Raw genomic sequence first — 25474 nt, 5'->3', positions numbered from 1 at the left:
TATTTCTTTCGATGCTGGTTGATATTGCATGATGAACGATAAAGATCTCTCCACATGGCAGACATTCCGCCGTTTGTGGCCGATGATCACACCTTTTAAAGCCGGGCTTATCGCTGCGGCTATTGCTCTGGTCGCTAACGCCGCCAGTGATACTTTCATGCTGTCCTTGCTGAAGCCGCTGCTGGATGACGGTTTTGGTAAAGCTGACCGCTCAATTCTTCTCTGGATGCCACTGGTCGTTATCGGCCTGATGGTCGTTCGTGGCATCAGTGGCTACATTTCCAGCTACTGCATTTCATGGGTGTCGGGCAAAGTGGTGATGCATATGCGCCGCCGTCTGTTCGGCCATATGATGAGAATGCCGGTCGCTTTCTTTGACCAGCAATCTACCGGTACCTTGCTTTCGCGCATTACCTATGATTCAGAACAGGTCGCGTCCTCCTCCTCCAGTGCGTTGGTGACAGTCGTACGTGAAGGCGCGTCGATCATTGGTCTGTTTATCATGATGTTCTATTACAGCTGGCAGCTGTCGGTGATCCTGTTAGTGATTGCGCCGATTGTTTCTGTTGTTATTCGTGTGGTGTCTAAGCGCTTCCGTAATATCAGTAAGACGATGCAAAACACGATGGGGCAGGTAACAACCAGCGCCGAGCAGATGCTGAAAGGCCATAAAGAAGTGTTGATCTTCGGTGGTCAGAAAGTTGAAACCGCGCGTTTTGATAAAGTCAGTAACCGCATGCGTCAGCAAGGTATGCGTATGGTTTCTGCTTCTTCAATTTCCGACCCGATTATTCAGCTGATCGCTTCTCTGGCTCTGGCCTTCGTGTTGTATGCGGCGAGCTTCCCGTCTGTTATGGAAACGCTCAGCGCAGGTACCATCACTGTCGTGTTCTCTTCCATGATTGCCCTGATGCGTCCGCTGAAATCTCTGACTAACGTCAACTCTCAGTTCCAGCGCGGTATGGCTGCCTGCCAGACTCTGTTCTCCATTTTGGATATGGAACAGGAAAAAGACGAAGGTAAACTGGAAGTTAAACGCGTTAAAGGTAATGTGGAATTCAAAAATGTGACTTTCACTTATCCCGGTCGTGATATTCCCGCACTGCGTAATATTTCCTTCGGCCTGCCAGAAGGTAAAACCGTTGCACTGGTAGGACGTTCCGGTTCCGGTAAATCGACCATCGCGAATTTGCTGACACGCTTCTATGACATTCAGGAAGGTAAAATCCTGATGGATGGACATGATTTGCGTGAATATACCCTGTCGTCATTGCGCGATCAGGTGGCACTGGTTTCCCAGAACGTCCATTTGTTCAACGACACCATTGCCAACAATATCGCCTACGCCCGAACTGATATGTATTCCCGCGAAGAAATCGAGAAAGCGGCCACCATGGCGTATGCGATGGACTTTATCAGTAAAATGGACAAAGGGCTGGACACGGTCATTGGCGAGAATGGCGTTCTGCTTTCAGGCGGTCAGCGTCAGCGTATTGCCATTGCACGTGCCTTGTTACGTGATTCGCCAGTTCTGATCCTCGATGAAGCAACCTCTGCGCTGGATACTGAGTCTGAGCGCGCAATCCAGGCTGCGCTGGATGAATTGCAGAAAAACCGTACCTCACTGGTTATCGCTCACCGTTTATCGACTATCGAGAAAGCGGATGAAATCCTGGTTATTGAGGATGGGTGTATCGTGGAACGTGGTTCACACGCGAAACTTCTCGAAGAACGTGGTGTTTACTCACAACTCTACCGGATGCAATTCGGGCAATGATTGATCGCATCTGGTCAGGGAAATCACCGTTATATTTGTTACTCCTTCCGCTGGCCTGGCTTTACGGATTGATCTCAACTCTGATCCGTTTTAGCTATAAAGCGGGACTGAAAAAAAGCTGGCGGGCTCCGGTGCCCGTCGTGGTGGTCGGGAATCTGACTGCCGGGGGTAACGGCAAAACGCCGGTGGTCATCTGGCTGGTTGAAACGCTGCAACAGCATGGTTTTCGTGTCGGCGTTGTTTCACGCGGGTATGGCGGAAAAGCGGAAAGCTATCCGCTGCTGCTTTGTGAAGAAACTTCAACGGCACAAGCGGGTGATGAGCCAGTGCTGATTTTTCAGAGAACGGGGGCACCGGTTGCGGTGTCTCCGGTTCGCTCTGATGCAGTAAAAGCACTCCTTGCGTCACATGAACTGGACGTGATTATTACCGACGATGGTTTGCAACATTATGCTCTTGCGCGTGATGTTGAAATTGTAGTGGTTGATGGCATAAGGCGCTTCGGCAACGGGCACTGGTTACCGGCGGGACCGATGCGGGAACGTCGTTCACGTTTGCGCTCAGTTGATGCTGTGATAACTAACGGCGGCGCGGCACACTCAGGTGAGTTAGCGATGATCCTGCAGCCTGGAAAAGCTATCAATCTGCTGACCGGTGAGCAGCGTAATCCAACCTCATTACAGAATGTTGTTGCAATGGCTGGCATCGGGCATCCGCCACGCTTTTTTGCGACGCTGAAACAGTTGGACGTGGATGTGCAGAAAGAAGTCGCATTTTCTGATCATCAGCCTTATACGCTGGATAAGCTTTCAGGCGTTGCACAATCCGGGCAAGCTCTTCTGATGACGGAAAAAGACGCGGTAAAATGTCGCTCATTTGCTCAGCCCGACTGGTGGTATCTGCCTGTCGACGCAAAGATTGAAGGAGTTCTGGCCGAGAAATTACTGCAAAAAATCAGCGATCTGATACTGAAAAACATCCGCTGAACGTGGATTTTTCATTAAAATTCACATTCTGATTTAAAATTTACGTAAATATATAATCTCAAGGTGACTGTTTTTAAAGGTTTATATTTAAAATTACTGTTTTCCTGAAAATAATTACGTTAGGTGTCTTGCTATCAGGCAGCACTTATGAGTAAATGCATGCAGCCTGTGTTGCAGCGCTATTTATGTATGAGTGTAGAGTAAAGCAGTTCCTCCCAGACGTTATCTCTTTCCCGATGATTCCGCTTCCAAGACGAACCTTCTAAGTCCTCCCCATAAGTAATTGTCTGAACTATTGGCCAACATTGCCGAATGGCAGGATTTTATATTTAGTAAAAAGGTTTTAAATATGTCTAAGAAAAATGGTCAGGTTAAGTGGTTCAATGAAAGCAAAGGTTTTGGTTTTATTGAGCAAGCTGATGGCGGCAAAGATGTATTCGTACATTTTTCTGCAATCGCAACCGATGGTTTCAAAACTCTGGCTGAAGGCCAGCGTGTAGAATACACCATTCAGGACAGCCCGCGCGGTCCGGCTGCTGCCAACGTTATTGCTCTCTGATAAGAGGCTGGCGTGGTGATATAAAACAACGTGAATCGTGATTTATATCAGCAGAATAAAGCCCGCCCCATGGCGGGTTTTTAGTGCGAAGAAGTCAGTTAGGTTTCAATACCTGACAAAAAATATAACAGTAAAAATAATCGTTAAATAATTCGCTCATTAGAGGTTTTTTATAAAAAAATAACTTAGAAATGGGCAAACGCATCCGAACAATAATAAAAAAGTGTGTTCATGGATGCCCAAAATAAAGGATAGAAATTATGATGTTACAAATGGGTTTAGTTAAATGGTACAACCAGGCTAAAGGCTACGGTTTTATTTGTCCGCTTGATGGTTCTTCTGAAATTTATGTTCAGCGCACTTCCATCGCGAACACCGGAAATAAATCACTCAGCGCTGGCCAGAAGGTCGAATTCACCACTTATCGCAGCGTAGCACATGGCCCTTCCGCGGCTGATGTTATTGCGTTCTGAGTCTGGTTTTTGTTGTTCCCCGTTGAGCTGAATTTTACGCTCCGGTAAAAATATGCTATCGGTATCCACAGTCTACTTGCTGCCCTGGATACCGATATGTCTCACCCGGTTATATCTCTCGCTTCAGCCCGCACCCTGCATTTATCTGCGCAAAATCTCTTAAAACCCTTTACCCGAAAACCGTCTGCTGCTGATGTTGTGCAGGCCATCCGTGATATGGGATTGCTGCAAATCGACACTATCAGCGTGGTGGCACGTAGCCCTTATTTGGTTCTCTTCAGTCGCTTAGGTCACTATTCTCCGCAATGGTTGGAAGAAGCGCTTTCCGGCGGAAAAATATTTGAATATTGGGCGCATGAAGCCTGTTTTATTCCCAGCGAAGATTACGGATTATTACGCCACCGTATGTTGAATCCGCAGGGAATGGGCTGGAAGTTTTCTCAGGCCTGGTTTGATGAACATCAGTCAGATATACAGGCATTACTGGGGCATATTGCTGAAAACGGTCCCGTACGCTCGGCAGATTTCACCGCAGATAAAAAATCAGCCAGTGGTTGGTGGGACTGGAAGCCTCACAAAAAGCATCTGGAAACGTTGTTCACCTCGGGAAAACTGATGGTATCTGAACGGCGTAACTTCCACCGGGTTTACGACCTGGCCGAACGCGTAATGCCTGACTGGGATGATGCCAGCCAGACCCTTGATCAGGGCGTAGCGGAGTACCAGATGCTGCGTCGCTCGGCGCAATATCTCGGCATCTTCAAACCGGAATGGCTGGCTGACTACTACCGTCTTAAGCGTGTGAATACCAAAGCCGTTATTGCACAACTGCTGGCTGATAAGGAAATCACACCCGTCGAAGTGACAGGACTTGAGGGTATTTTTTACGTTCATCAGCAACAGTTTTCTTTGTTACAGCAAGCGACTGAATCACGAATTTGCTCAACCATCACTACACTGCTTTCACCTTTTGATCCGGTGGTGTGGGATCGCAAACGTGCATCGGTGCTGTTTAATTTTGAATACCGGATTGAGTGCTATACGCCGGAGGCAAAACGTCAGTATGGCTATTTCACGCTGCCAATATTACAGCGAGGTGAACTGATTGGGCGTGTGGATGCCAAGATGCATCGTAAAGAAAAAATTCTGGAAGTGAAAAGTCTGCATCTTGAACCGCAGATCACAATGACAGCCCGGCGTGCGCAGGATGTTCACGGTGCAATTACGCGATTTGCGCAGTGGCAGGGAGCGGAAAGCGTGTTGACTGGAAATGTGCCGGAGACACTGATGGCGCTTTGGGGTACTGACTGGCAGGTTTAATTCGCATAAAAGTCATCCCGCAAAATGAAACGGCTGCGTCAGGCAGCCGTTATTTCACGATGATTGCAGGTGTGACTACAGTCTTATTGACTGAAGTTAGCGAACATTGCGATGATTTTGTTAATGGTTTTCATTTTCGAGCTCTTATTGTGGGGTTGATAGTGTGACTTGCATCACAAAAAAATTGTACTCCCACTAAATCTGCAACGCAATCGCTCCATGATGAAATTTTTCATTCACATTGAATTAACCTTTAAGAAATTCCTGCGGGCGAACTGAGGATTAACGGGTAGCAGGGGTTATGCTATCCTCTGGGACCGTTGTCTTATGTATTCCAATGTTTTTTGCGTTACACCTGGCTGAAAATGCAGTGTATTCGCCTCCGGGAGGAACTTATGGATCATCGTTTACTTGAAATCGTTGCGTGCCCTGTCTGCAACGGCAAGCTCTACTTTAATAAAGAATCACAGGAACTGGTATGTAAGGCAGACAGTCTGGCTTATCCGGTCCGTGACGGTATCCCTGTATTATTAGAAAATGAAGCCCGTCCGCTTTCTGTTGATGAGACGCATCCATGAGTTTTATTGCCATTATTCCTGCCCGTTTTGGGTCAAGCCGTTTGCCGGGTAAGCCGCTGGCGGATATCAACGGTAAACCGATGGTTGTGCATGTGATGGAGCGCGCCCTCGAGTCCGGGGCGAAAAGAGTGATTGTTGCGACCGATCACCCCGATGTAGCGAAAGCCGTCGAAGCGGCAGGTGGCGAAGTCTGCCTGACCCGTCCTGACCATGAGTCCGGTACTGAACGTCTGGCTGAAGTGATTGAGTTATGCCAGTTTGCTGATGATGAAATCATCGTCAACGTGCAGGGTGACGAGCCCCTGATCCCGCCGGTGATCATTCGTCAGGTGGCCGATAATCTGGCGAAAAGTGGAGCCGGTATGGCGACGCTGGCCGTGCCTATCGAAACCGCGGAAGAGGCGTTCAACCCGAATGCTGTGAAAGTCGTTCGCGATGCACGCGGTTATGCGCTGTATTTCTCACGTGCAACCATTCCGTGGGAACGTGAGCGTTTTGCCGTTTCTAAGGAAACTGTCGGGGATACTTTCCTTCGCCACATTGGCATTTATGCTTACCGCGCAGGGTTTATCCGCCAGTATGTAAAATGGGAACCGAGCCAGCTTGAGCATATCGAACTGCTCGAACAGCTGCGTGTACTGTGGTACGGTGAAAAAATCCACGTTGATGTGGCGAAAGCCATTCCGTCGGTGGGTGTGGACACGGCAGAAGATTTAGAACGCGTGCGCGCAATCCTGGGTCATAAATAAAACCCACGCGCCAACAATAATAAGACGGAATGTCCCGGCATTCCGTTTCTACATTTCCACCTTTCCCTGCGTTTTGCGCGACATCTTCCTTTTTCTGCCCTCATTATCCGGTTTTTGTTTGATCTGAAACGGGGTAATCCGTCACTGAAGCTTTCATCATAAACATTAACTTTTTCGTCACTGCGAACATGTTATGGAACAGCTAAAAGCCGAATTGAGCATCGTGTTGGGGGAGCGTTTGTCCCGACTGGAATGTGTGAGTGAGCAGCCTTATGCCCATCTTTTCTCCCTTTATGATGAGCAGGGTTACGCCATGCCTTTGCTGGCGAAAAGTTTTATTTGTCAGGGTATCGCCGGACAGGAAGCCTATAAATTGTCGATGCTGGCGAGAGAAGGTGTGGTACGGGTTCCGACGGTCTACGGCATGGTCACTACGCACCAGAAACCTTATCAGGAAATCCTGCTCATTGAGCGCCTGCGCGGCGTTTCCGCAGAGGCCCCGACGCGTACGCCGGAACGCTGGACAATATTGCAGGAGCAAATTGTCGAAGCGATGCTGGCCTGGCACCGTATCGACAGTCACGGCTGCGTGGGTTCTGTCGACAGTACACAGGAAAATCGGTGGGAAAACTGGTATCCGCAAAGAATAGAAGTGCTGTGGGCAACATTAACGAATTTACAGGCACCTGATCTGACGCCGGAAGACCGCACGCTGCTGTTTCGTTCCCGTGCCTGTATCCCCGCGCTGTTTGAAGATTTTGACGACACGCCGGTGCTGGTTCACGGCAATCTGTCGTTACGCAGTATGCTAAAAGACCCGCGCAGCGATCAGTTGCTGGCGATGATCAATCCCGGACCAGTGCTGTGGGCACCACGTGAGTTTGATTTGTTCCGCCTGTGGGAAAAAGGGATGAGCGAGCAGTTGCTGTTCGGCTATCTGCAAAAAGCGCCGGTTTCTGAAAGCTTCCTTGCCCGCCGCTGGATGTATCTGGTGTGGGAGTCTGTTGCGCACATGATCCACACCGGCAAACTTGATCGCCGCCAGTTTGATTTTGCACGGCAACAACTGCTGCCGTGGCTTAACTGAGCTGACTTAACTATTTCGTTACGGGCGCGGGTGATGTCACCCATTGCCATAAGCGCCCCAACGTTTCATACCACGCCCGCTCGCTGTGCGATAAGAACAAGGCCTGTGGCAGCGCACGCTCCCACGGATTAAGCGGGGAATCGATCGCCAGCTGATTCGCCGGTGCGGGGATCGGATGCAATCCCTGCTGCCGGAAGAACACCATCGCCCGAGGCAAATGATTCGCTGACGTCACCAGCACGAAAGGCTGGTCAGCTATCAGTGCTTTCACTTCCTGTGCTTCCTGATGCGTATCCCTGGGTTTATCGAGCAGGATAATATCGCTATCAGGCACTCCTAAACTTTGCGCTACTTTTCCGGCCACGGCGGCACTGCTGACCGGATTTGTCATCGCCTGCGCACCGGTAAAAATCATTTTTGATCCCGGATTTGCGCGGTAAATACGGATACCTTCCGTCACACGTGGCAGACTGTTGCTGATGAGATTAGAACTCGGTGCCCAGTCCGGGTTATAGGTATAACCGCCACCCAGAACCACCACAAATTTAACCGGCGTATGCCCCGTGACCTGATAAGTCGGATACCTGGTTTCAATCGGGCGCAGAAGACTGTCCGCGACCGGCTGTATACTCAGCAGCAGTAAAAGCAGCCAACTCAGTAAAAAAAACACTTTCCCGGTTTTTTGCCAGCGGGTCACCCACAACAAAACCAGTGCAACCGCCATGATCACCAGAATAAAGGGCAGCGGTAATAACAGGTCACCGAAGGTTTTTTTTAGGATAAATAACATCAGAAACCGGTCCTTTTGGGTGAAAAAACGACATCCGGGCATGAATCCGCGTCAGGATGATTTATTCTATGCCAGCCTGTGCCAAAATAGCAGGTCGCGCTGATAAACCCTTTAACAGAATGCACCATCAGGAACAGGTATCTCTTCATGCAGGATCGTAACTTCGACGATATGGCGGAAAAGTTTTCGCGCAATATCTACGGCACAACTAAGGGACGTATCCGTCAGGCTGTGCTGGGTCAGGATCTGCAAGAATTGCTACAAACGCTGCCTCAGCGACCATTGCGTATTCTTGATGCGGGTGGCGGTGAAGGGCAAATGGCCTGTGAACTTGCTGCTTTAGGACATCAGGTCTTGTTGTGCGATCTCTCCGGTGAGATGATCCGACGCGCCGAGGCCGCGGCGGTGGAAAAAGGTGTGAGCGGGAACATGCAATTTGTACAATGTCCGGCTCAGCACATTGCTGAACATTTGGAACAGCCGGTTGATCTGATATTGTTCCATGCGGTCATTGAATGGCTGGCAGAACCGCGTCAGGCACTTGCCGCGCTGGTCGATTGTCTGGCACCGGGTGGCGCATTATCGCTGATGTTTTACAATATCCACGGTCTGGTCATGCGGCATATGATCCTCGGCAACTTTGGTCATGTCGAAGCCGGTGTGCCTAAAATCAAAAAAAGCTCCCTGTTACCCGATCATCCGCTGGAACCTGCGCAGGTTTATCAGTGGCTGGAAGAACTGGGAATGCAGATAAGCGGCAAGACCGGTGTTAGAGTGTTCCACGATTATTTGCGAAACAGACAACAACATAAGCAGGATTTTGACGAGCTTTTGGCGCTGGAGCAGCGTTATTGCCGTCAGGAACCTTTTGTTAGTTTGGGACGCTACATCCATGTGATGGCGCACAAACCCATTCTGAAGGACGAATTATGAGTGAATTTTCCCAGACTGTACCCGAACTGGTCGCCTGGGCACGGAAAAATGATTTCTCAATTTCGCTGCCAACGGAGCGGCTGGCTTTTCTTCTGGCGATTGCCACGTTAAACAGCGAGCGCCTTGACGGGGAAATGAGTGAGGGTGAACTGGTCGATGCGTTTCGTCATGTCAGTAAAGGATTTGAGCAGACAAACGAAACCATTACCGTACGTGCCAATAACGCCATCAATGACATGGTGCGCCAGCGCTTGCTCAACCGTTTTGTCAGTGAAATGGCGGATGGCAATGCCATTTATCGCCTGACACCGCTGGCGATCGGCATTTCAGATTATTACATCCGCCAGCGTGAATTTTCCACGTTGCGGTTGTCTATGCAGTTATCGATTGTTGCGCAGGAACTCAAACGCGCTGCTGATGCGGCCGAAGAGGGCGGCGATGATTTCCACTGGCATCGCAATGTCTACGCGCCGCTGAAATATTCTGTTGCTGAGATTTTTGACAGCATCGACATGACCCAGCGCATCATGGACGAACAGCAGCAGGGCGTAAAAGACGATATTGCTGCACTGCTGAATAAAGACTGGCGCGCGGCCATTTCCAGCTGTGAAATCCTTCTGTCAGAAACCTCAGGCACGCTGCGTGAACTACAGGATACGCTTGAAGCTGCCGGTAACCTGTTGCAGGCGCATCTGATGCGCATTCAGGACGCCACCATGGTCGAACTCGATTTGAGTTTCGTCGATAAACTGGTGTTCGACTTACAGAACAAACTCGATCGTATTACCAGCTGGGGTCAGCAGGCCATTGACCTGTGGATTGGTTATGACCGCCATGTGCATAAATTTATCCGTACTGCGATCGACATGGATAAGAACCGGGTATTTGCTCAACGTCTGCGTCAGTCGGTGCAAAACTACTTTGACCAGCCGTGGACGCTCACCTTTGCCAATGCCGATCGTCTGCTGGATATGCGTGACGAAGAGCTGGCACTGCGCAGCGAAGAAGTGACCGGTGAACTACCGCCAGATCTCGAGTTTGAAGAATTTAACGAAATCCGCGAACAACTTGCGGCATTGATTGAACAGGCATTACAGGTTTATCAGCAACAAAAAACGCCGCTCAATCTGGGCATGGTAATGCGCGAATACCTCAAGCAGTATCCGCGTGCCCGACACTTTGATGTCGCGCGAATTGTGGTCGACCAGGCGGTACGCCTTGGTGTGGCTGAAGCAGATTTTTCAGGGTTGCATGCCGAATGGCAGGCAATCAATGATTACGGAGCCAAGGTGCAGGCCCATGTCATCGACAAATATTGAACACATAATGCCAGCTAAGCTGGCGCAGGCACTGGCAAATTCAGTGTTTCCTGCTCTCGACAGCCAGCTGCGTTCTGGCCGTCATATTGGCATTGACGAACTGGATAACCACGCTTTCCTGATGGACTATCAGGAAGAAATGGAACTGTTTTACAGCCGCTACAGCGTGGAATTAATCCGGGCCCCGGAAGGTTTCTTCTATCTTCGTCCGCGCTCCACCACGCTTATCCCGCGTTCCGTGCTCTCTGAGCTGGACATGATGGTCGGAAAAATTCTCTGCTATTTGTATCTCAGCCCGGAACGTCTGGCGCATGAGGGGATTTTTACCCAGCAGGAACTTTATGATGAATTACTGAGTCTGGCCGACGAAAGCAAATTGCTGAAATACGTCAACCAGCGCTCTACCGGCTCTGACCTGGATCGCCAGAAGTTGCAGGATAAAGTCCGCACTTCACTGAACCGCCTGCGCCGTCTGGGCATGGTGTATTTCATGGGCGTCGACAGCACTAAATTCCGTATTACAGAAGCAGTATTTCGCTTTGGTGCGGATGTCCGCAGCGGCGATGACGCGCGCGAAGCTCAGTTGCGGATGATCCGCGACGGCGAAGCGATGCCAGTCGACAGCGCGTTGTCCTTGAACGACGAAAATGAAGACGGCGAACCGCTGGCAGGGCAGCAAGGGCATGAAAGCGCAGAGGATGAACAGGAATGATTGAACGCGGTAAATTTCGCTCACTGACGCTGGTTAACTGGAACGGCTTTTTCGCCCGGACATTTGACCTCGATTCACTGGTCACCACGCTTTCCGGTGGTAACGGTGCGGGTAAATCCACGACCATGGCCGCTTTTGTCACGGCGCTGATCCCCGATCTGACGTTGCTGCATTTTCGTAATACCACCGAAGCGGGGGCAACTTCCGGCTCACGTGATAAAGGTCTGCACGGTAAATTACGCGCCGGTGTCTGTTACTCCGTTCTGGATGTGGTGAACTCCCGTCATCAGCGCATTGTCGTGGGTGTTCGTCTGCAGCAGGTTGCGGGGCGTGACCGTAAAGTCGATATCAAACCTTTCACCATTCAGGGCTTGCCGGTTGCGGTGAACCCGACAGAAATGCTGACGGAAACCGTTGGCGAACGTCAGGCGCGCGTGTTGCCTTTGCATGAACTGAAAGAGCGCGTTGAAGCAATGGAAGGCGTGCAGTTCAAGCAGTTCAACTCGATAACCGATTACCATGCGCTGATGTTCGATCTGGGTGTGATCCCGCGTCGTCTGCGTTCAGCGTCTGATCGCAGTAAATTCTATCGCCTGATCGAAGCATCACTTTACGGCGGTATCTCCAGCGCCATCACCCGCTCCCTGCGCGACTACCTGTTGCCGGAAAACAGCGGTGTGCGTAAAGCCTTCCAGGATATGGAAGCCGCGCTGCGTGAAAACCGCATGACGCTGGAAGCGATCCGCGTTACGCAATCTGACCGCGACCTGTTTAAGCATCTGATTTCGGAAGCAACGTCGTACGTGGCCGCCGACTATATGCGTCATGCCAATGAACGCCGCATTCATCTCGATGGTGCGCTGGTGCTGCGTAATGATTTGCTGACCAGCCGCAAACAGCTTTCCAGTGAGCAATATCGTCATGTTGAAATGGCGCGTGAGCTGGCTGAGCAGAGCGGTTCGCAGAGCGATCTGGAAACCGATTATCAGGCTGCGAGCGATCATCTGAGTCTGGTTCAGACCGCAATGCGTCAGCAGGAAAAAATCGAGCGTTACGAAAGTGACCTCGAAGAGCTGACGTACCGTCTCGAAGAGCAGAACGAAGTCGTCGCAGAAGCCAGCGAACTGCACGCAGAGCACGAAGCACGTGCGGAAGCCGCTGAGCTGGAAGTGGACGAACTGAAAAGTCAGCTGGCCGATTACCAGCAGGCGCTGGACGTTCAGCAAACCCGTGCGATCCAATATCAGCAAGCCCTACAGGCTATTGAGCGTGCGCGCGACCTTTGTCAGATCCCTGATCTGAGTATTCAGAACAGTGAAGAATGGCTGGAAACATTCCAGAGTAAAGAGCAGGAAGCTACTGAAATCTTGCTGATGCTGGAACAGAAAATGAGTGTGGCGTCTGCCGCGCATAATCAGTTCGAAAATGCCTATCAGCTGGTGGTGAAAATCGCCGGTGAAGTGAGCCGCAGCGAAGCCTGGCAGACCGCGCGTGAATTGCTGCGCGACTGGTCTTCACAGCAACATCAGGCGGAACGCGTAGAACCGCTGCGGATGCGTTTGTCCGAGCTGGAAGGCCGTCTGCGTGAACAGCAGGATGCTGAGCGTCAGTTGCAGGAATTCTGTAAACGCACCGGTCAGGATGTGCATCCGGAAGATCTGGACGAAATGCAGCGTGAGCTGGAAGTACAGATCGAAGAATTGCAGGGCGTTGTCTCGCAGGCCGGTGAACGTCGTATGCAAATGCGTCAGGAACTCGAGCAGGTTCAGTCGCGTATTCGCGAGCTGACCGCCCGTGCCCCGGTCTGGCTGGCCGCACAGGAAGCCCTCAGCCAGCTGAGTGAACAAAGTAAAGAACCGCTGGAAAGCAGCCAGCAGGTGACCGAATACATGCAGCAGTTGCTGGAAACGGAACGCGAAACCACGGTTGAGCGTGACGAAGTCGCTGCCCGCAAACGTCGCATTGAAGGCCAGATAACGCGCCTCAGTCAGCCTAGCGGTGCAGAAGATTCCCGCATGATCGCGCTGGCAGAACGCTTTGGTGGCGTACTGTTATCTGAAATTTATGATGACGTTACCATCGATGATGCGCCTTACTTCTCCGCGTTGTATGGTCCGTCACGCCACGCGATTGTCGTGCCTGATTTGTCTCTGATCCGCGATCAGCTGGACGGTCTGGACGATTGTCCTGAAGATCTCTACCTGATTGAAGGGGATCCGCAGTCATTTGATGACAACGTGTTTGAAGTGGAAGAAATGCAGGGCGCGGTGCTGGTGAAAACCGGTGACCGCCAGTGGCGTTATTCTCATTTCCCGCAGGTACCGTTGTTTGGTCGTGCGGCGCGTGAAAACCGTCTCGAAACTCTGCATAAAGAACGCGAAAATCTTTCTGAGCGTTATGCGACCTTGTCGTTTGACGTGCAGAAAATCCAGCGTGCGCATCAGGCATTCAGCCGTTTCATCGGCAGCCATCTGGCCGTTGCGTTTGATGCCGATCCGGAAGCAGAAATCCGCACCCTGAGCGGACGTCGTGGCGAACTGGAACGTGCCATCAATGCACATGAAGGCCAGAATCAGCAACAGCGTCAGCAATACGAGCAGGCGAAAGACGCTATCGGTATGCTCAATAAATTGCAGCCGCGCGTAGGCTTACTGTGCGATGAAACGCTGATCGACCGTGTGGAAGAAATCCGCGAAGAAATGGAAGAGGCGCAGGATGCTGCCCGTTTCATTCAGCAACACGGTGTTTCGCTGGCTAAGCTGGAACCGCTGGTGTCAGTGCTGCAAAGTGACCCGGAACAGCATGAGCAACTGAAAGAAGATTACGCACAGGCGCAGCATTCACAGCGTCTGGCGAAGCAGCAGGCCTTTGCGCTGACCGAAGTCGTTCAGCGTCGTGCGCACTTCAGCTATACCGATTCTGCCGGCATGCTGAACGAAAACAGCGACCTGAACGACAAACTACGTCAGCGTCTGGAACATGCGGAAGCGGAACGTACGCGTGCCCGCGAGCAGATGCGTCAGCATCAGACTCAGCTGACTCAGTACAGTCAGGTTCTGGCCTCGCTGAAAAGTTCGTTCGATGCCAAACGCGATATGCTCAAAGAGCTGAGCCAGGAATTGCAGGATATCGGCGTTCAGGCGGATCCGAATGCCGAAGCGCGAGCCAAAACCCGTCGTGATGAGCTGCATACTGCATTGAGCACTAACCGTGCCCGTTGCAACCAGCTGGAAAAACAGATCACCTTCTGCGAAGCAGAAATGGACAATCTGCAGAAAAAGCTGCGTAAGCTTGAGCGCGATTACCACCAGAGCCGTGAGCAGGTGGTGTCCTCGAAAGCGGGCTGGTGTGCGGTCATGCGTCTGGTGAAAGATAACGGCGTTGAGCGTCGTCTGCACCGTCGTGAGCTGGCTTACATGGATGGCGACGAACTGCGTTCGATGTCGGATAAAGCATTGGGTGCGCTACGTCTGGCGGTGTCTGATAACGAACATCTGCGCGATGTGCTGCGTCTTTCAGAAGATCCGAAACGTCCGGAACGCAAAATCCAGTTCTACATTGCCGTGTATCAGCATCTGCGTGAACGTATTCGTCAGGATATTATCCGCACCGACGATCCGGTCGAAGCCATCGAACAGATGGAAATCGAGCTGGGACGTCTGACTGAAGAACTGACCGCCCGCGAACAGCAACTGGCCATCAGTTCTAAAAGTGTGGCGAACATCATCCGCAAAACCATTCAGCGCGAGCAGAACCGTATCCGTCAGCTCAACCAGGGGCTGCAGGCCGTGGCGTTTGGTCAGGTAAAAAGTGTGCGTCTGAACGTGAACGTGCGTGAAGCACATGCGGGACTGCTGGATGTTCTTTCTGAACAGCAGGAACAGCATCAGGATCTGTTCAGCAGTAATCGTCTGACCTTCTCGGAAGCGCTGGCCAAACTGTATCAGCGTCTGAATCCGCAGATTGATATGGGTCAGCGTACGCCACAAACCATCGGCGAAGAACTTCTGGATTACCGCAACTACCTGGAAATGGAAGTGGAAGTTAACCGTGGTTCAGACGGCTGGCTTCGTGCGGAAAGTGGCGCGCTGTCGACCGGTGAAGCGATCGGTACCGGTATGTCGATTCTGGTGATGGTGGTTCAGAGCTGGGAAGATGAGTCGAGCCGTATGCGTGGCAAAGATATTTCGCCATGTCGTCTGCTGTTCCTTGATGAAGCCGCGCGTCTGGATGCGAAATCCATCGCCACGCTGTTCGAGCTTTGCGACCGTCTCGAAATGCAGCTGATTATCGCTGCGCCAGAAAACATCAGCCCGGAAAAAGGGACGACCTATAAACTGGTGCGAAAAGTATTTGGCAATAATGAACATGTGCATGTGGTGGGTTTACGCGGTTTTGCCGCAGAACTTCCTGCACTGGCCAATACGGAAGCTGACGTTTCCTGATTATTTTCAGAATATGATCATGCCCCGGCTTATGTCGGGGCTTTTTTTTTGCCTTAGCGCTAATTGATTAATTTATATAAAATTTCTATGAAAATTTCTTCCCTGATTAATCAGAGGATAAAGATAATCTCAATCACTGGATGAAATCTGAGCTGATGGATTGTCATTGAATGGAAAGTACCCAATGAAACCTTTATTTCGTCTGACGGCTGGCTTAGAGTCTTCAGGTACACGCGGACTGCATTTCATTGAGCCACCGCGCAAAAAAAGAATTCTGTTTATATACTTAAACCAGACATTGCTGGCTTAATTTTGGGGAATGAATTGGGCACTTTACCGGGAGGCAAGGGAAGATGTTAATGAATCAAAGGTCTCTCAAGTTTTTAGTCGCCAGCTGTTTGCTGGCGAGTGGTCTGTCTCCGTGGTTTGCTGCCTGGGCGGCAGTTCCCACTATGCCGGTCGGAAAAACCACGTTATCCAGCGTGCAAAGCATGAGCCAGCTGCAGGCAGAATTGATGCCAAGAGGCATCCGGCCTCTCTATCTGTCATCTCTCTCGTCGCTTTACGCCGCTAACCATATGCAGCCGATGTGGAAAGATCGTGAAACGATACAAATATTCCAGCAGCAGTTAGCTGAGCTGGCTATTTCCGGTATTCAGCCGCAGTTTACCCAATGGGTGAAATGGCTGACTGACCCGGAGGTGACCGGTATGGCACGCGACGTAGTGCTCTCTGATGCGATGCTGGGCTATCTCCAATTTACCAGCAGCGTGGAAGCCAACGGGGATAAGTGGCTTTACAGCACGACGCCGTACAAGATGACCACACCTTCGCTGACAGTGATTAATCAGTGGCAACTGGCGGTGCGCCAGGGTGATACCGCGCACTATATGTCGACTCTGACGCCACAGCACCCATATTACGCCAAAATGCATGACGCGTTGAAAACGATGCTGGCGGACAACCGTCCGTGGCCTGCGATGCGCGGTTCAGCAAGCTTGCGACCTGATCAAATCAGTGATGATGTTCCGGCGCTGCGTGAGATCCTCACCAGAACGGGCATGATGGTTGCCTCGCCGCAGGAAACCAGTGCGCCTAAACCGACGGATGAAACGATAGCCCCGAATACGCCGGGGAGCGCGGCGAATGATGATTTGTCTGTGGATGAAACCGCAGACAAAGCGCAGCCAGCCACCCCAGCGGTGAGTCCTTCTGCGACGTCGGTCCAGGATGTTCTGCCTTCGGTTCAGTCCACTGAAACGCCGGCACCGGCTGCTTCTGTAGCTGTTGCGAATAATCAGTACACGCCAGATTTAGTGGAAGCAGTAAAACGTTTTCAGAAATGGCAGGGACTTGAGGCGGATGGGATTATCGGCGGGCGTACGCGCCAGTGGCTGAATGCTTCACCACAGCTGAGAGCCACTTTACTGGCGCTGAATATTCAGCGTTTGCGAATTCTGCCAGGGAATGTGAATACCGGAATTATGGTGAACATTCCAAACTATCAGCTCACCTATTATCTCAATGGCAATGAAGTTCTGTCTTCACGCGTCATTGTCGGACGTCCGAGCCGTAAGACTCCGTTAATGAGTAGTGCGCTCAATAATGTGGTAGTGAATCCACCGTGGAATGTGCCGACCACATTAGTGCGTGAAGATATTGTGCCGAAAGCCATGAACAATCCGGGCTACTTCCAGCAGCATGGTTATCAGGTATTGTCAGGCTGGAGCAATGACGCGGAAGTCATCGATCCTTCCATGATCGACTGGGCAATGGTGTCCCCTAATCACTTCCCTTACCGTATCCGTCAGGCTCCTGGAGTCAGCAACTCGCTTGGCCGGTATAAATTTAATATGCCGAGTTCTGATGCAATTTATCTGCATGACACGCCAAATCATAACCTGTTCAGTAAAGACATTCGTGCGCTGAGTTCAGGGTGCGTGAGGGTCAATAAAGCGTCTGAACTGGCGAATATGTTGTTACAGGATGCCGGCTGGAATGACACCCGTATCTCATCTGCTTTGCAGGGCGGTAACACCACTTACGTGGCAATACGACATCACATACCGGTAAAACTGTTTTATCTGACGGCGTGGGTTGCAGATGATGGTAAACCGCAGTTCCGCACAGATATTTACAATTATGATTCCACAGTGAGATCCGGAGCACAAATTTTGCCTCAGGCAGAAATTTTGCTTCAATAAATGCAGTAAAACTAATCTGATAAGGGTCAGAGTATTTGGCCATACAACGAGCGTGAGCCACTGGCACGCTCGTTTTGCGTTTCAGGGTCGCTTGACTCGCTGATATTTGGCGGTTAAGGTTCGAAACGGTGCAAAAATCGCACTTCTTTTTGACTCTCTTATCGGATAGTAAACTGTTCATGAATGAAATCGACAAACATCGCCGTAAATGGCTGGCACTGGGCAGTGCCGCTATGGGGATTGCATTCCTTCCGGGTCGTGCATTCGCTACTCTTTCCACTCCTCGTCCGCGTATTTTAGTCGTTAATAACTTAAATACCGGCGAAACCCTCAAAACAGAGTTTTTTGATGGAAAGCGTTACAACAAGGATGAGTTGGCTCGATTGAATCATCTGTTCAGAGACTATCGGGCGGAAAAGGTTAAAGCTATCGATCCCGCCTTATTCGATCATCTTTATCGTCTGCAAGTTATGCTCGGCGGCACCAATAAACCTGTTCAGCTTATTTCCGGCTATCGCTCTCTGGCGACTAATAACAGCATGCGTGAACCAGGAAGCGGCGTAGCAAAACACAGTTACCACACGCTCGGACAGGCGATGGATTTCCATATTCAGGGAATCGAATTGAGCAATATCCGCAAAGCAGCGTTAAAAATGCGGATGGGTGGTGTAGGATATTATCCACGAAGTAACTTTGTGCACATCGATACCGGCCCCGCACGGACCTGGTGATGTGTGTAATTAATGGCCTGCCGATGTGCAGGCCATTTTGTGGAGCCCTATGAAAATCCATCTTATTACCGTCACGGCCTTCAGCCAGAACTGCTCTCTGATTTGGTGTACAAAGACTAATCAGGCCGCCATTGTCGATCCCGGCGGTGAAGCCGCACGTATTATTCAGGAAGTGTCTGCCAAAGGCGTTCTGGTTACTCAAATTTTGCTCACGCACGGTCATCTCGATCACGTAGGTGCCGCCGCTGAACTGGCTGCACATTATCAGGTGCCTGTTATCGGACCGCAGAAGGAAGATCAGTTCCTGCTTGATGCTTTGCCGACGCAGAGCCAGATGTTTGGCCTTGACCATTGTGACCCGCTGACGCCTGATACCTGGCTCGAAGAAGGTGACACTGTGAGCGTGGGCGAAGAAATCTTATCCGTATTACATTGCCCGGGTCATACGCCGGGGCATATTGTTTTCATCAATGATGAAGCGCGTATTGCCGTTTCCGGTGACGTGATTTTCAAAGGCGGCGTAGGGCGAAGTGATTTCCCGCGCGGTGATCATCAGGCGCTGATCCACTCGATTAAAACCAAGCTGTTGCCTCTGGGTGATGACATGGTCTTTATTCCAGGTCATGGCCCGATGTCTGACTTTGGTTACGAGCGTAAAAACAATCCTTTCCTGCAGGATGAAATGCCGGTCTGGTAATTATTGATTGCCTGAATACAAAAAGCCCGTCAGTGTCCTGACGGGCTTTTTTAATCGAGAAGCAGTGCTTAACGATTACAGTACGGCGACGATGGCTTCACACAGTGGTGCCATATTGTCGAGTGTGATACCCGCAACGTTGATACGTCCTGAATTCACCGCGTATACACCAAATTCATCACGTAAACGCAATACCTGATCTTTGGTCAGGCCGCTGAAAGAGAACATCCCGTTCTGATTGATAATAAAGCTGAAATCCTGCTGCGCCCCTTTTTCCTGCAAGGTGCTGACAAACAACTGACGCATACGGTGGATACGCTGACGCATATCGCTCAGTTCCTGCTCCCACAGCGTGCGCAAGGCTTCGTTACCCAGAATGGTAGCTACAACCGCTGCGCCGTGTGCTGGCGGGTTAGAGTAGTTTGCACGGATAACCGATTTCATCTGACTGAACGCGCGATCGGCGGTTTCAGCGTCAGTGGCGACTAACGTACAGGCGCCGACACGTTCATTATACAGGCCGAAGTTTTTCGAGTAAGAACTGGCGACCAGTAACTCTTTATGGCTGGCGACAAACAGGCGCAGACCCGCGGCATCTTCTTGCAGACCCTTAGCAAAACCCTGATAAGCAAAATCGAACAGCGGTAACCAGCCGTTTGCCACAGACAATTCAGCCAGCTTCGCCCATTGTTCTTCAGTCGGGTCGATACCCGTCGGGTTGTGGCAGCAACCGTGGAACAACACTACGTCACCGGCTTTCGCTTCGCTCAGGCTTTTCAGCATGCCGTCGAAATCAAGACTGTGATTGGCTGCGTCGTAATAGTTGTAATCTGCAACTTCCAGGCCTGAAGCGGAAAATACGCCTTTATGGTTCGGCCAGCTTGGATTACTGACCCACACGCGTTTGGCGCTGGTTTGTGTCGCAATAAAATCTGCTGCAATGCGCAGGGCACCGGTACCGCCAGGCGTTTGTGCCGTGCGCGCACGCTTGTCTGCAATCACAGTGCTGCCTTTACCGAACAGCAGTTCCTGCGTGCAATGTGCAAAATCAGGTAATCCGTCGATGCTGAGATAGGTTTTCGTTGTTTCATTTTCCAACAGAAACTGTTCGGCTTTCTTCACGCTGGCCAAAACCGGCGTTTTACCCGTTTCATCTTTATAAACACCAATCCCAAGATTGATTTTATTCGAGCGGTCATCAGCGCGGAAAAGATCGGTAAGACCCAGAATAGGGTCAGCAGGTGCTGCAGTGATTTTTTCAAACATGTCGGAAAATTCCATAGCCTGATATGACGAAAGAGGGCATCAGGGTACCGCCAGCGCTGTCGTTTGCCAACCGTTTGCGGCAAAAAGAAAGCAGAGTTGTGAGAAGGCGTGTGAGATTAAAATTTTTTATGGAAGAGGGTAGCAAAGTTCGTTTTTTGAATTGTTTAAATGCAAAAGGCAGAGCCGAAGCTCTGCCTTGATATCCACTTTGATGCGCCCGAAAGCGCATCGTTAAGCGATATTAGAACTGGTATTGCAGACCAACACCAACGACGTCGTCTGTGCTACGGCCAGATGCTTTGGTGTAGCTGTTGTCGTCCAGCAGGTTGATTTTGTAGTCAACATAGGTAGACATGTTTTTGTTGAAGTAGTAGTAAGTACCTACTTCTACGTATTTAACCAGGTCAGCATCGCCGCCGCCGTAGGTTGAATCGTTTTTGGTGAAGCCGTTCAGGTCCTTACCTTTAGACTGCAGGTAGGCGATAGATGGGCGCAGACCGAAATCGAACTGGTACTGAGCAACAACTTCGAAGTTCTGAGTTTTGTTAGCAATAGAGCCCGGGTTGCCGTAATCAGTGGTGTTACGTGATTCACCGTAGAAGGTCGCCAGGTACAGGTTGTTAGCGTCATATTTCGCGCCGAATGCGTATGCGTCAGCTTTATCACCAGCACCGTCACGCTTCTGCAGAGAGGTACGGTTAGAAGAGAAGTAAGCACCTGTCAGGCTAACACCGGAGTCGCCGATAGCATAAGCGGCAGAAGTACCCCAGCCGTCGCCATTGGAATCAACTGCGCCACGATCGTCACGACCTTCGTCGTTTTTACCCTGGTACTGTACAGCGAAGCTCAGGCCATCAACCAGACCGAAGAAGTTGCTGTTACGGTAAGTTGCCATGCCATTACCACGACCAACCATGAAGTTGTCGTTGTTCTGGTACATGGTGTCATCGCCAAAGATTGGCAATTGGTCGGTGTAGGACATTACGTCGTAGATTACGCCGTAGTTACGACCGTAGTCGAAAGAACCTGCATCGCCAAATTTCAGACCAGCGAAGCCCAGACGAGTTTTGTTGCCTTCGTCGCCAGCGCTTTCTGCGTGGTTAGCCTGAACGTTGTATTCCCACTGGCCGTAACCGGTCAGTTGGTCAGTAATTTGAGTTTCGCCTTTGAAGCCGAAACGGACATAGGTCTGGTCGCCATCGTCGCCAGCGTTGTCAGAGAAGGTGTGACGCGCGTCAACTTTACCGTACAGATCCAGTTTGTTGCCGTCTTTGTTATAGATCTCAGCTGCGTTAGCTGCACCAGCAACTAACAGAGCAGGGATTACCACTGCAAGAATATTGCGCTTCATCATTATTATTACCCTCATTGGTTTTATTTGGACACCTGCCACTGCCTTAAACAATTCTTTACGGAACTATTCGTGAAAGTTTGGTGTCTCCTGTGTCTGAACGCACTATTCCATCCGATGTAAGCTTAATCCATAGCGAAAATGCTACTAAATTACTAAATATGTTTCAGTCAGAAAAAATGTATTACAAAATGTGTATTTTACGGAACTTTGTGACAGGGATCTATCTTTCAAAATGACTAAGGCCAGCATTGCTGGCCTTAGTTTTGTAACTATTTTGTTAATTAGAAATAGTTTAATTAATTAGAAGGTTGCACTACGTGGTGTACGTGGGAACGGGATCACGTCACGAACGTTTTGAACACCGGTCACATAAGCAACTAAACGTTCAAAACCTAACCCGAAGCCGGAATGCGGGACAGTGCCGTAACGGCGAAGATCGCGATACCACCAATAATCTTCTTTATTCAGACCCATTTCAGCCATTCGCGCGTCCAATACATCCAGACGTTCTTCACGCTGAGAACCCCCGATAATCTCACCAATACCTGGCGCAAGAACGTCCATTGCGGCAACAGTTTTGCCATCATCGTTCATACGCATGTAGAAGGCTTTGATATCTTTAGGGTAGTTTTTGACCACAACAGGCGCTTTGAAATGCTGCTCAGCCAGGTAACGTTCGTGTTCAGAAGAAAGATCAACACCCCAGGAAACCGGGTTTTCAAATTTCTGGCCACAATTCATTAGGATTTCTACAGCATCGGTGTAATCCACTTGCGCGAAATCGGATGTTACAAATCGCTCAAGGCGCGCAACAGCATCTTTGTCTACGCGATCGGCAAAAAAGGCCATATCGTCTGCACGTTCGTCTAAAACGGCTTTGAAAACATATTTAAGCATGTTTTCAGCCAGTGACGCGATGTCATCCAGCGTAGCAAAAGCCACTTCCGGTTCAACCATCCAGAACTCAGCAAGGTGACGGCTGGTATTTGAGTTTTCTGCGCGGAAGGTCGGGCCGAAGGTATAAACCTTGGACAGCGCACATGCATAGGTTTCACCGTTAAGCTGACCGGAAACGGTAAGGAACGCTTCTTTACCGAAAAAGTCTTCGCTGAAGTCGATTTCGCCTTTGTCGGTACGCGGCAGGTTTTGCAGATCCAACGTAGAAACGCGGAACATTTCACCCGCACCTTCGGTATCGGAAGCAGTGATCAGCGGAGTGGACACCCAGAAGTAGCCGTTTTCATGATAGAAACGGTGAATCGCCTGAGACAGGGTGTTGCGCACACGTGCAACGGCGCCAATCAGGTTGGTGCGCGGGCGAAGGTGAGCCACCTCACGCAGGTATTCGATACTGTGGCGTTTTGCCGCCATCGGGTAGGTATCAGGGTCATCCACCCAGCCAACAACTTTAACAGCGGTTGCCTGCAGTTCGAAACTCTGGCCTTCGCCAGGAGATGCGACAACAGTACCGGTCACTTCTACTGAACAACCCGTCGTCAGACGCAGGACGTCTTCCTGATAATTGGGCAGAGAATTATTGATGACGGCCTGTAAAGGATTAAAGCAGGAGCCGTCATAAACGGCGACGAATGAGATACCAGCTTTAGAATCTCTCCGGGTACGTACCCAACCGCGTACGGTGACTTCACTGTCAACCGCAGCACGGCCTTGCAGTACGTCGACTACAGGCACAACGCTCATAGATTTCTCTCTTTCTTTATATATGTTGGCTAAGAAATATTGGACACCCTGTAAAAAGGGATTTTGCTATGTTACTTAGCCTTTCTCAGGACACAAGCAGAAATCACCGTTGGTGAAGAAGAATTAAGGGACAATTGACAGGAATAACACGAAATATTGATACAACGAATAAAAGCCGAGCGGAATGAAATTGCATCTATATAAAGGAAAGAAAGTAAGGAAAGAAAGTTGGGAAAGAAAATTCCGATAAAGCGCCGGAGTGACTTCCGGCGCTTTACTGACACTCAGGATGCTTTTTTAACCAGCGGTAAATCAAAGGCTTTCCGAAGCGCTTTCACGAAGGCTTTGTCCTGACAAATGGTTTTGCCCGGACTGTCAGACAACTTGGCGACCGGTTTACCGTCGCACTGAACCAATTTAATTACAATATTCAGAGGCTTAACGCCGGGAATATTACAAGTCAGACGCGTACCAATCCCAAACACCAGATTGATACGCTGATGGAAATGGCGATAAAGATGCAGCGCTTTATCCAGATCCAGGTTATCGGAAAATACCAGCGTTTTGGTCATCGGATCGATCCCCAGTGCCTGATAATGCGCAATGGCTTTTTCACCCCATTCAAATGGATCGCCGGAATCATGACGCAGCCCCTGATAGGCATTGGCGAAATTGCTGCCGAAATCACGCAGGAAAGCATCCATCGTAATGCAGTCAGTCAGTGCAATGCCGAGCTGGTCCGGATATTCATCCAGCCAGGCCTGTAACGCAGCACGCTGGCTGTTTGCCAGAACCGGACTGATTTGCTGATGCGCCTGGAACCATTCATGAGCCTGAGTCCCAACCGGTGTCAGCTGCAATTTATGTGCTACATCGTAATTGCTGGTGCCGACCAGATAAGGGAATTCATTTTTCAGCGTACTGACAATGGCTTCCTGAACTTCGCCCGAGAAACGACGGCGTGTGCCGAAATCCATCAGACGGAAGGCAGAGAGGTCGATATCTGCGGCCTGTTCTTTAAAACTGGCAAGATTTTTACGCAACTGATCTACGGCCATTTGCGCGGTGACTTGCGGCGAACGGTGACGATGCACCACTTCGCTGATCACCGCCAGCAGCGGCACTTCCCACATGATCACTTCACGCCACGGCCCTTCAATACGCACGTGCAAATGCCCGTTGCGATCGGAAACGGTGACGTGTTCTGGATTGTAGCGGAACGCCTTCAGCCAGTTCAGATAGTCGTGTTTAAAGAAGGGCAGGCCGGAGAGATAAGTGAACTCATCATTTGTGAGGGCCAGCTGGCTCATCATCTGGATTTGCTCACGAATCTCGCTGGCATATTCACCCAGCAGTTCATCGCCGCGGCAACGGAACTCGGCTACCACGCTAATATTGCGATAGCGATGGTAAACCGCTTGCTGCATATGAAGCTTGTAGGCATCGGTATCTAACAGCGAAGTCAAAATCGGGGAGGCGTATGGAGTCATAGCGCGCTTACAGCATCCTCGTCAGAAACTGAGTGTTTGAACACAAACAACCGTTCCGTAAAAAAAACGTTCTGGATAAAACAGCAAAGTCTGTGAAGTATACCGTATTATCCTGTCAAAGAACCCTCATCACATCATAATTGTCTGCGGGTGGTCGAGGCTTAATTGTGCTTAAACATAGAGAATATGGGCAAACAGGCGATTTTACGGTTTAAAAAAAGCACAAATTGATTACATAAATTTAATCTACCTGACATTCAAAAAAGAAAAATCGGGGCGTTTTTACCCCGATTTTTGTGTGTG

General features: G+C 50.3%; 20 protein-coding genes. 15 read left to right on the top strand and 5 right to left on the bottom strand.

The window, feature by feature from the left end; translation table 11 throughout:
* Positions 1-28 precede the first annotated feature (28 nt).
* The 8 genes from msbA (at position 29) to EC840_RS11075 (ending at position 7529) form a co-directional block, all read left to right on the top strand.
* The gene (msbA, locus tag EC840_RS11110; protein WP_112287350.1) at positions 29-1777 is read left to right on the top strand and encodes a lipid A ABC transporter ATP-binding protein/permease MsbA; all 1749 of its coding nucleotides are present in this window, start codon (positions 29-31) and stop codon (positions 1775-1777) included.
* Positions 1774-2763, top strand: a complete 990-nt coding sequence (lpxK, locus tag EC840_RS11105; RefSeq protein WP_129637991.1) for a tetraacyldisaccharide 4'-kinase — start codon at positions 1774-1776, stop codon at positions 2761-2763. The genes msbA and lpxK overlap by 4 nt, the downstream gene beginning before the upstream one ends.
* Before the next feature lie 349 nt (positions 2764-3112).
* Positions 3113-3322, top strand: coding sequence for a cold-shock protein (locus tag EC840_RS11100; RefSeq protein WP_013574839.1), 210 nt, complete (start codon positions 3113-3115; stop codon positions 3320-3322).
* A 260-nt stretch (positions 3323-3582) separates the two neighbouring features.
* Positions 3583-3795, top strand: coding sequence for a cold-shock protein (locus EC840_RS11095; protein ID WP_112287352.1), 213 nt, complete (start codon positions 3583-3585; stop codon positions 3793-3795).
* Between the two features lie 96 nt (positions 3796-3891).
* Complete coding sequence (locus EC840_RS11090; protein ID WP_132965321.1) at positions 3892-5115, top strand: winged helix-turn-helix domain-containing protein; 1224 nt, start codon at positions 3892-3894, stop codon at positions 5113-5115.
* A gap of 395 nt (positions 5116-5510) precedes the next feature.
* Complete coding sequence (locus EC840_RS11085) at positions 5511-5693, top strand: Trm112 family protein (RefSeq protein ID WP_056771818.1); 183 nt, start codon at positions 5511-5513, stop codon at positions 5691-5693.
* Positions 5690-6442 (top strand): 3-deoxy-manno-octulosonate cytidylyltransferase, encoded by a 753-nt coding sequence (kdsB, locus tag EC840_RS11080; protein WP_132965319.1) that lies wholly within the window; start codon positions 5690-5692, stop codon positions 6440-6442. Before EC840_RS11085 ends, kdsB begins: the two co-directional genes overlap by 4 nt.
* Before the next feature lie 193 nt (positions 6443-6635).
* Complete coding sequence (locus EC840_RS11075) at positions 6636-7529, top strand: YcbJ family phosphotransferase (protein ID WP_112287355.1); 894 nt, start codon at positions 6636-6638, stop codon at positions 7527-7529.
* 10 nt (positions 7530-7539) lie between these two features.
* Here the strand turns inward: EC840_RS11075 and elyC are convergent, their stop codons facing one another.
* The gene (gene elyC / locus EC840_RS11070; RefSeq protein WP_132965317.1) at positions 7540-8319 is read right to left on the bottom strand and encodes an envelope biogenesis factor ElyC; all 780 of its coding nucleotides are present in this window, start codon (positions 8317-8319) and stop codon (positions 7540-7542) included.
* 147 nt (positions 8320-8466) lie between these two features.
* Here elyC and cmoM point away from each other — a divergent pair, with 147 nt between their 5' ends.
* The 7 genes from cmoM (at position 8467) to EC840_RS11035 (ending at position 19360) form a co-directional block, all read left to right on the top strand.
* On the top strand, positions 8467-9252 hold the full coding sequence (gene cmoM / locus EC840_RS11065) for a tRNA uridine 5-oxyacetic acid(34) methyltransferase CmoM (protein WP_132965315.1): 786 nt from the start codon (positions 8467-8469) through the stop codon (positions 9250-9252).
* A complete protein-coding gene (gene mukF / locus EC840_RS11060) occupies positions 9249-10571 on the top strand; it encodes a chromosome partition protein MukF (RefSeq protein ID WP_112287358.1) in 1323 nt (440 codons plus the stop codon). Before cmoM ends, mukF begins: the two co-directional genes overlap by 4 nt.
* On the top strand, positions 10552-11283 hold the full coding sequence (gene mukE / locus EC840_RS11055) for a chromosome partition protein MukE (protein WP_112287359.1): 732 nt from the start codon (positions 10552-10554) through the stop codon (positions 11281-11283). The genes mukF and mukE overlap by 20 nt, the downstream gene beginning before the upstream one ends.
* Entirely contained in the window at positions 11280-15728 is a 4449-nt protein-coding gene (gene mukB / locus EC840_RS11050) for a chromosome partition protein MukB (protein WP_120161234.1), read from the top strand. Before mukE ends, mukB begins: the two co-directional genes overlap by 4 nt.
* 353 nt (positions 15729-16081) lie before the next feature.
* Positions 16082-17932, top strand: a complete 1851-nt coding sequence (gene ldtD / locus EC840_RS11045) for a L,D-transpeptidase (protein ID WP_132965313.1) — start codon at positions 16082-16084, stop codon at positions 17930-17932.
* Between the two features lie 179 nt (positions 17933-18111).
* Positions 18112-18663, top strand: coding sequence for a YcbK family protein (locus tag EC840_RS11040; RefSeq protein WP_112287402.1), 552 nt, complete (start codon positions 18112-18114; stop codon positions 18661-18663).
* Between the two features lie 49 nt (positions 18664-18712).
* Positions 18713-19360: an MBL fold metallo-hydrolase gene (locus EC840_RS11035; RefSeq protein WP_129637998.1), complete on the top strand. Its 648-nt coding sequence runs from the start codon at positions 18713-18715 to the stop codon at positions 19358-19360.
* Between the two features lie 75 nt (positions 19361-19435).
* On the opposite strand, the gene EC840_RS11030 is transcribed toward EC840_RS11035, so the two are convergent.
* From EC840_RS11030 to pncB, 4 genes are all read right to left on the bottom strand, one after another.
* Positions 19436-20626 carry an amino acid aminotransferase gene (locus EC840_RS11030; RefSeq protein WP_132965311.1) on the bottom strand — a complete coding sequence of 397 codons (1191 nt, stop codon included), beginning with the start codon at positions 20624-20626 and terminating at the stop codon, positions 19436-19438.
* A gap of 241 nt (positions 20627-20867) precedes the next feature.
* Entirely contained in the window at positions 20868-21980 is a 1113-nt protein-coding gene (ompC, locus tag EC840_RS11025) for a porin OmpC (protein WP_276320299.1), read from the bottom strand.
* Positions 21981-22280: 300 nt separating this feature from the next.
* Positions 22281-23681 (bottom strand): asparagine--tRNA ligase, encoded by a 1401-nt coding sequence (gene asnS / locus EC840_RS11020; protein ID WP_112287365.1) that lies wholly within the window; start codon positions 23679-23681, stop codon positions 22281-22283.
* Between the two features lie 284 nt (positions 23682-23965).
* A complete protein-coding gene (pncB, locus tag EC840_RS11015; RefSeq protein WP_132965309.1) occupies positions 23966-25171 on the bottom strand; it encodes a nicotinate phosphoribosyltransferase in 1206 nt (401 codons plus the stop codon).
* Positions 25172-25474 lie beyond the last annotated feature (303 nt).

Source organism: Rahnella sp. JUb53 (genome assembly GCF_004346065.1).
GTDB classification, from domain to species: Bacteria; Pseudomonadota; Gammaproteobacteria; order Enterobacterales; family Enterobacteriaceae; genus Rahnella; species Rahnella variigena.
Note: the sequence above shows the minus strand (reverse complement) of the source record. Positions and strands in the feature narration are given on the sequence as shown.

Bases quoted from the DNA above. Each gene is read 5' to 3' on its own strand.
- msbA (WP_112287350.1), top strand. From the start codon at position 29: ATGATGAACGATAAAGATCTCTCCACATGGCAGACATTCCGCCGTTTG.
- pncB (WP_132965309.1), bottom strand. From the start codon at position 25,171: ATGACTCCATACGCCTCCCCGATTTTGACTTCGCTGTTAGATACCGAT.
- EC840_RS11035 (WP_129637998.1), top strand. From the start codon at position 18,713: ATGAAAATCCATCTTATTACCGTCACGGCCTTCAGCCAGAACTGCTCT.
- ldtD (WP_132965313.1), top strand. From the start codon at position 16,082: ATGTTAATGAATCAAAGGTCTCTCAAGTTTTTAGTCGCCAGCTGTTTG.
- EC840_RS11095 (WP_112287352.1), top strand. From the start codon at position 3,583: ATGATGTTACAAATGGGTTTAGTTAAATGGTACAACCAGGCTAAAGGC.
- EC840_RS11040 (WP_112287402.1), top strand. From the start codon at position 18,112: ATGAATGAAATCGACAAACATCGCCGTAAATGGCTGGCACTGGGCAGT.
- kdsB (WP_132965319.1), top strand. From the start codon at position 5,690: ATGAGTTTTATTGCCATTATTCCTGCCCGTTTTGGGTCAAGCCGTTTG.
- mukE (WP_112287359.1), top strand. From the start codon at position 10,552: ATGTCATCGACAAATATTGAACACATAATGCCAGCTAAGCTGGCGCAG.
- ompC (WP_276320299.1), bottom strand. From the start codon at position 21,980: ATGATGAAGCGCAATATTCTTGCAGTGGTAATCCCTGCTCTGTTAGTT.
- mukB (WP_120161234.1), top strand. From the start codon at position 11,280: ATGATTGAACGCGGTAAATTTCGCTCACTGACGCTGGTTAACTGGAAC.
- elyC (WP_132965317.1), bottom strand. From the start codon at position 8,319: ATGTTATTTATCCTAAAAAAAACCTTCGGTGACCTGTTATTACCGCTG.
- EC840_RS11090 (WP_132965321.1), top strand. From the start codon at position 3,892: ATGTCTCACCCGGTTATATCTCTCGCTTCAGCCCGCACCCTGCATTTA.
- asnS (WP_112287365.1), bottom strand. From the start codon at position 23,681: ATGAGCGTTGTGCCTGTAGTCGACGTACTGCAAGGCCGTGCTGCGGTT.
- EC840_RS11100 (WP_013574839.1), top strand. From the start codon at position 3,113: ATGTCTAAGAAAAATGGTCAGGTTAAGTGGTTCAATGAAAGCAAAGGT.
- EC840_RS11085 (WP_056771818.1), top strand. From the start codon at position 5,511: ATGGATCATCGTTTACTTGAAATCGTTGCGTGCCCTGTCTGCAACGGC.
- EC840_RS11075 (WP_112287355.1), top strand. From the start codon at position 6,636: ATGGAACAGCTAAAAGCCGAATTGAGCATCGTGTTGGGGGAGCGTTTG.
- mukF (WP_112287358.1), top strand. From the start codon at position 9,249: ATGAGTGAATTTTCCCAGACTGTACCCGAACTGGTCGCCTGGGCACGG.
- EC840_RS11030 (WP_132965311.1), bottom strand. From the start codon at position 20,626: ATGTTTGAAAAAATCACTGCAGCACCTGCTGACCCTATTCTGGGTCTT.
- cmoM (WP_132965315.1), top strand. From the start codon at position 8,467: ATGCAGGATCGTAACTTCGACGATATGGCGGAAAAGTTTTCGCGCAAT.
- lpxK (WP_129637991.1), top strand. From the start codon at position 1,774: ATGATTGATCGCATCTGGTCAGGGAAATCACCGTTATATTTGTTACTC.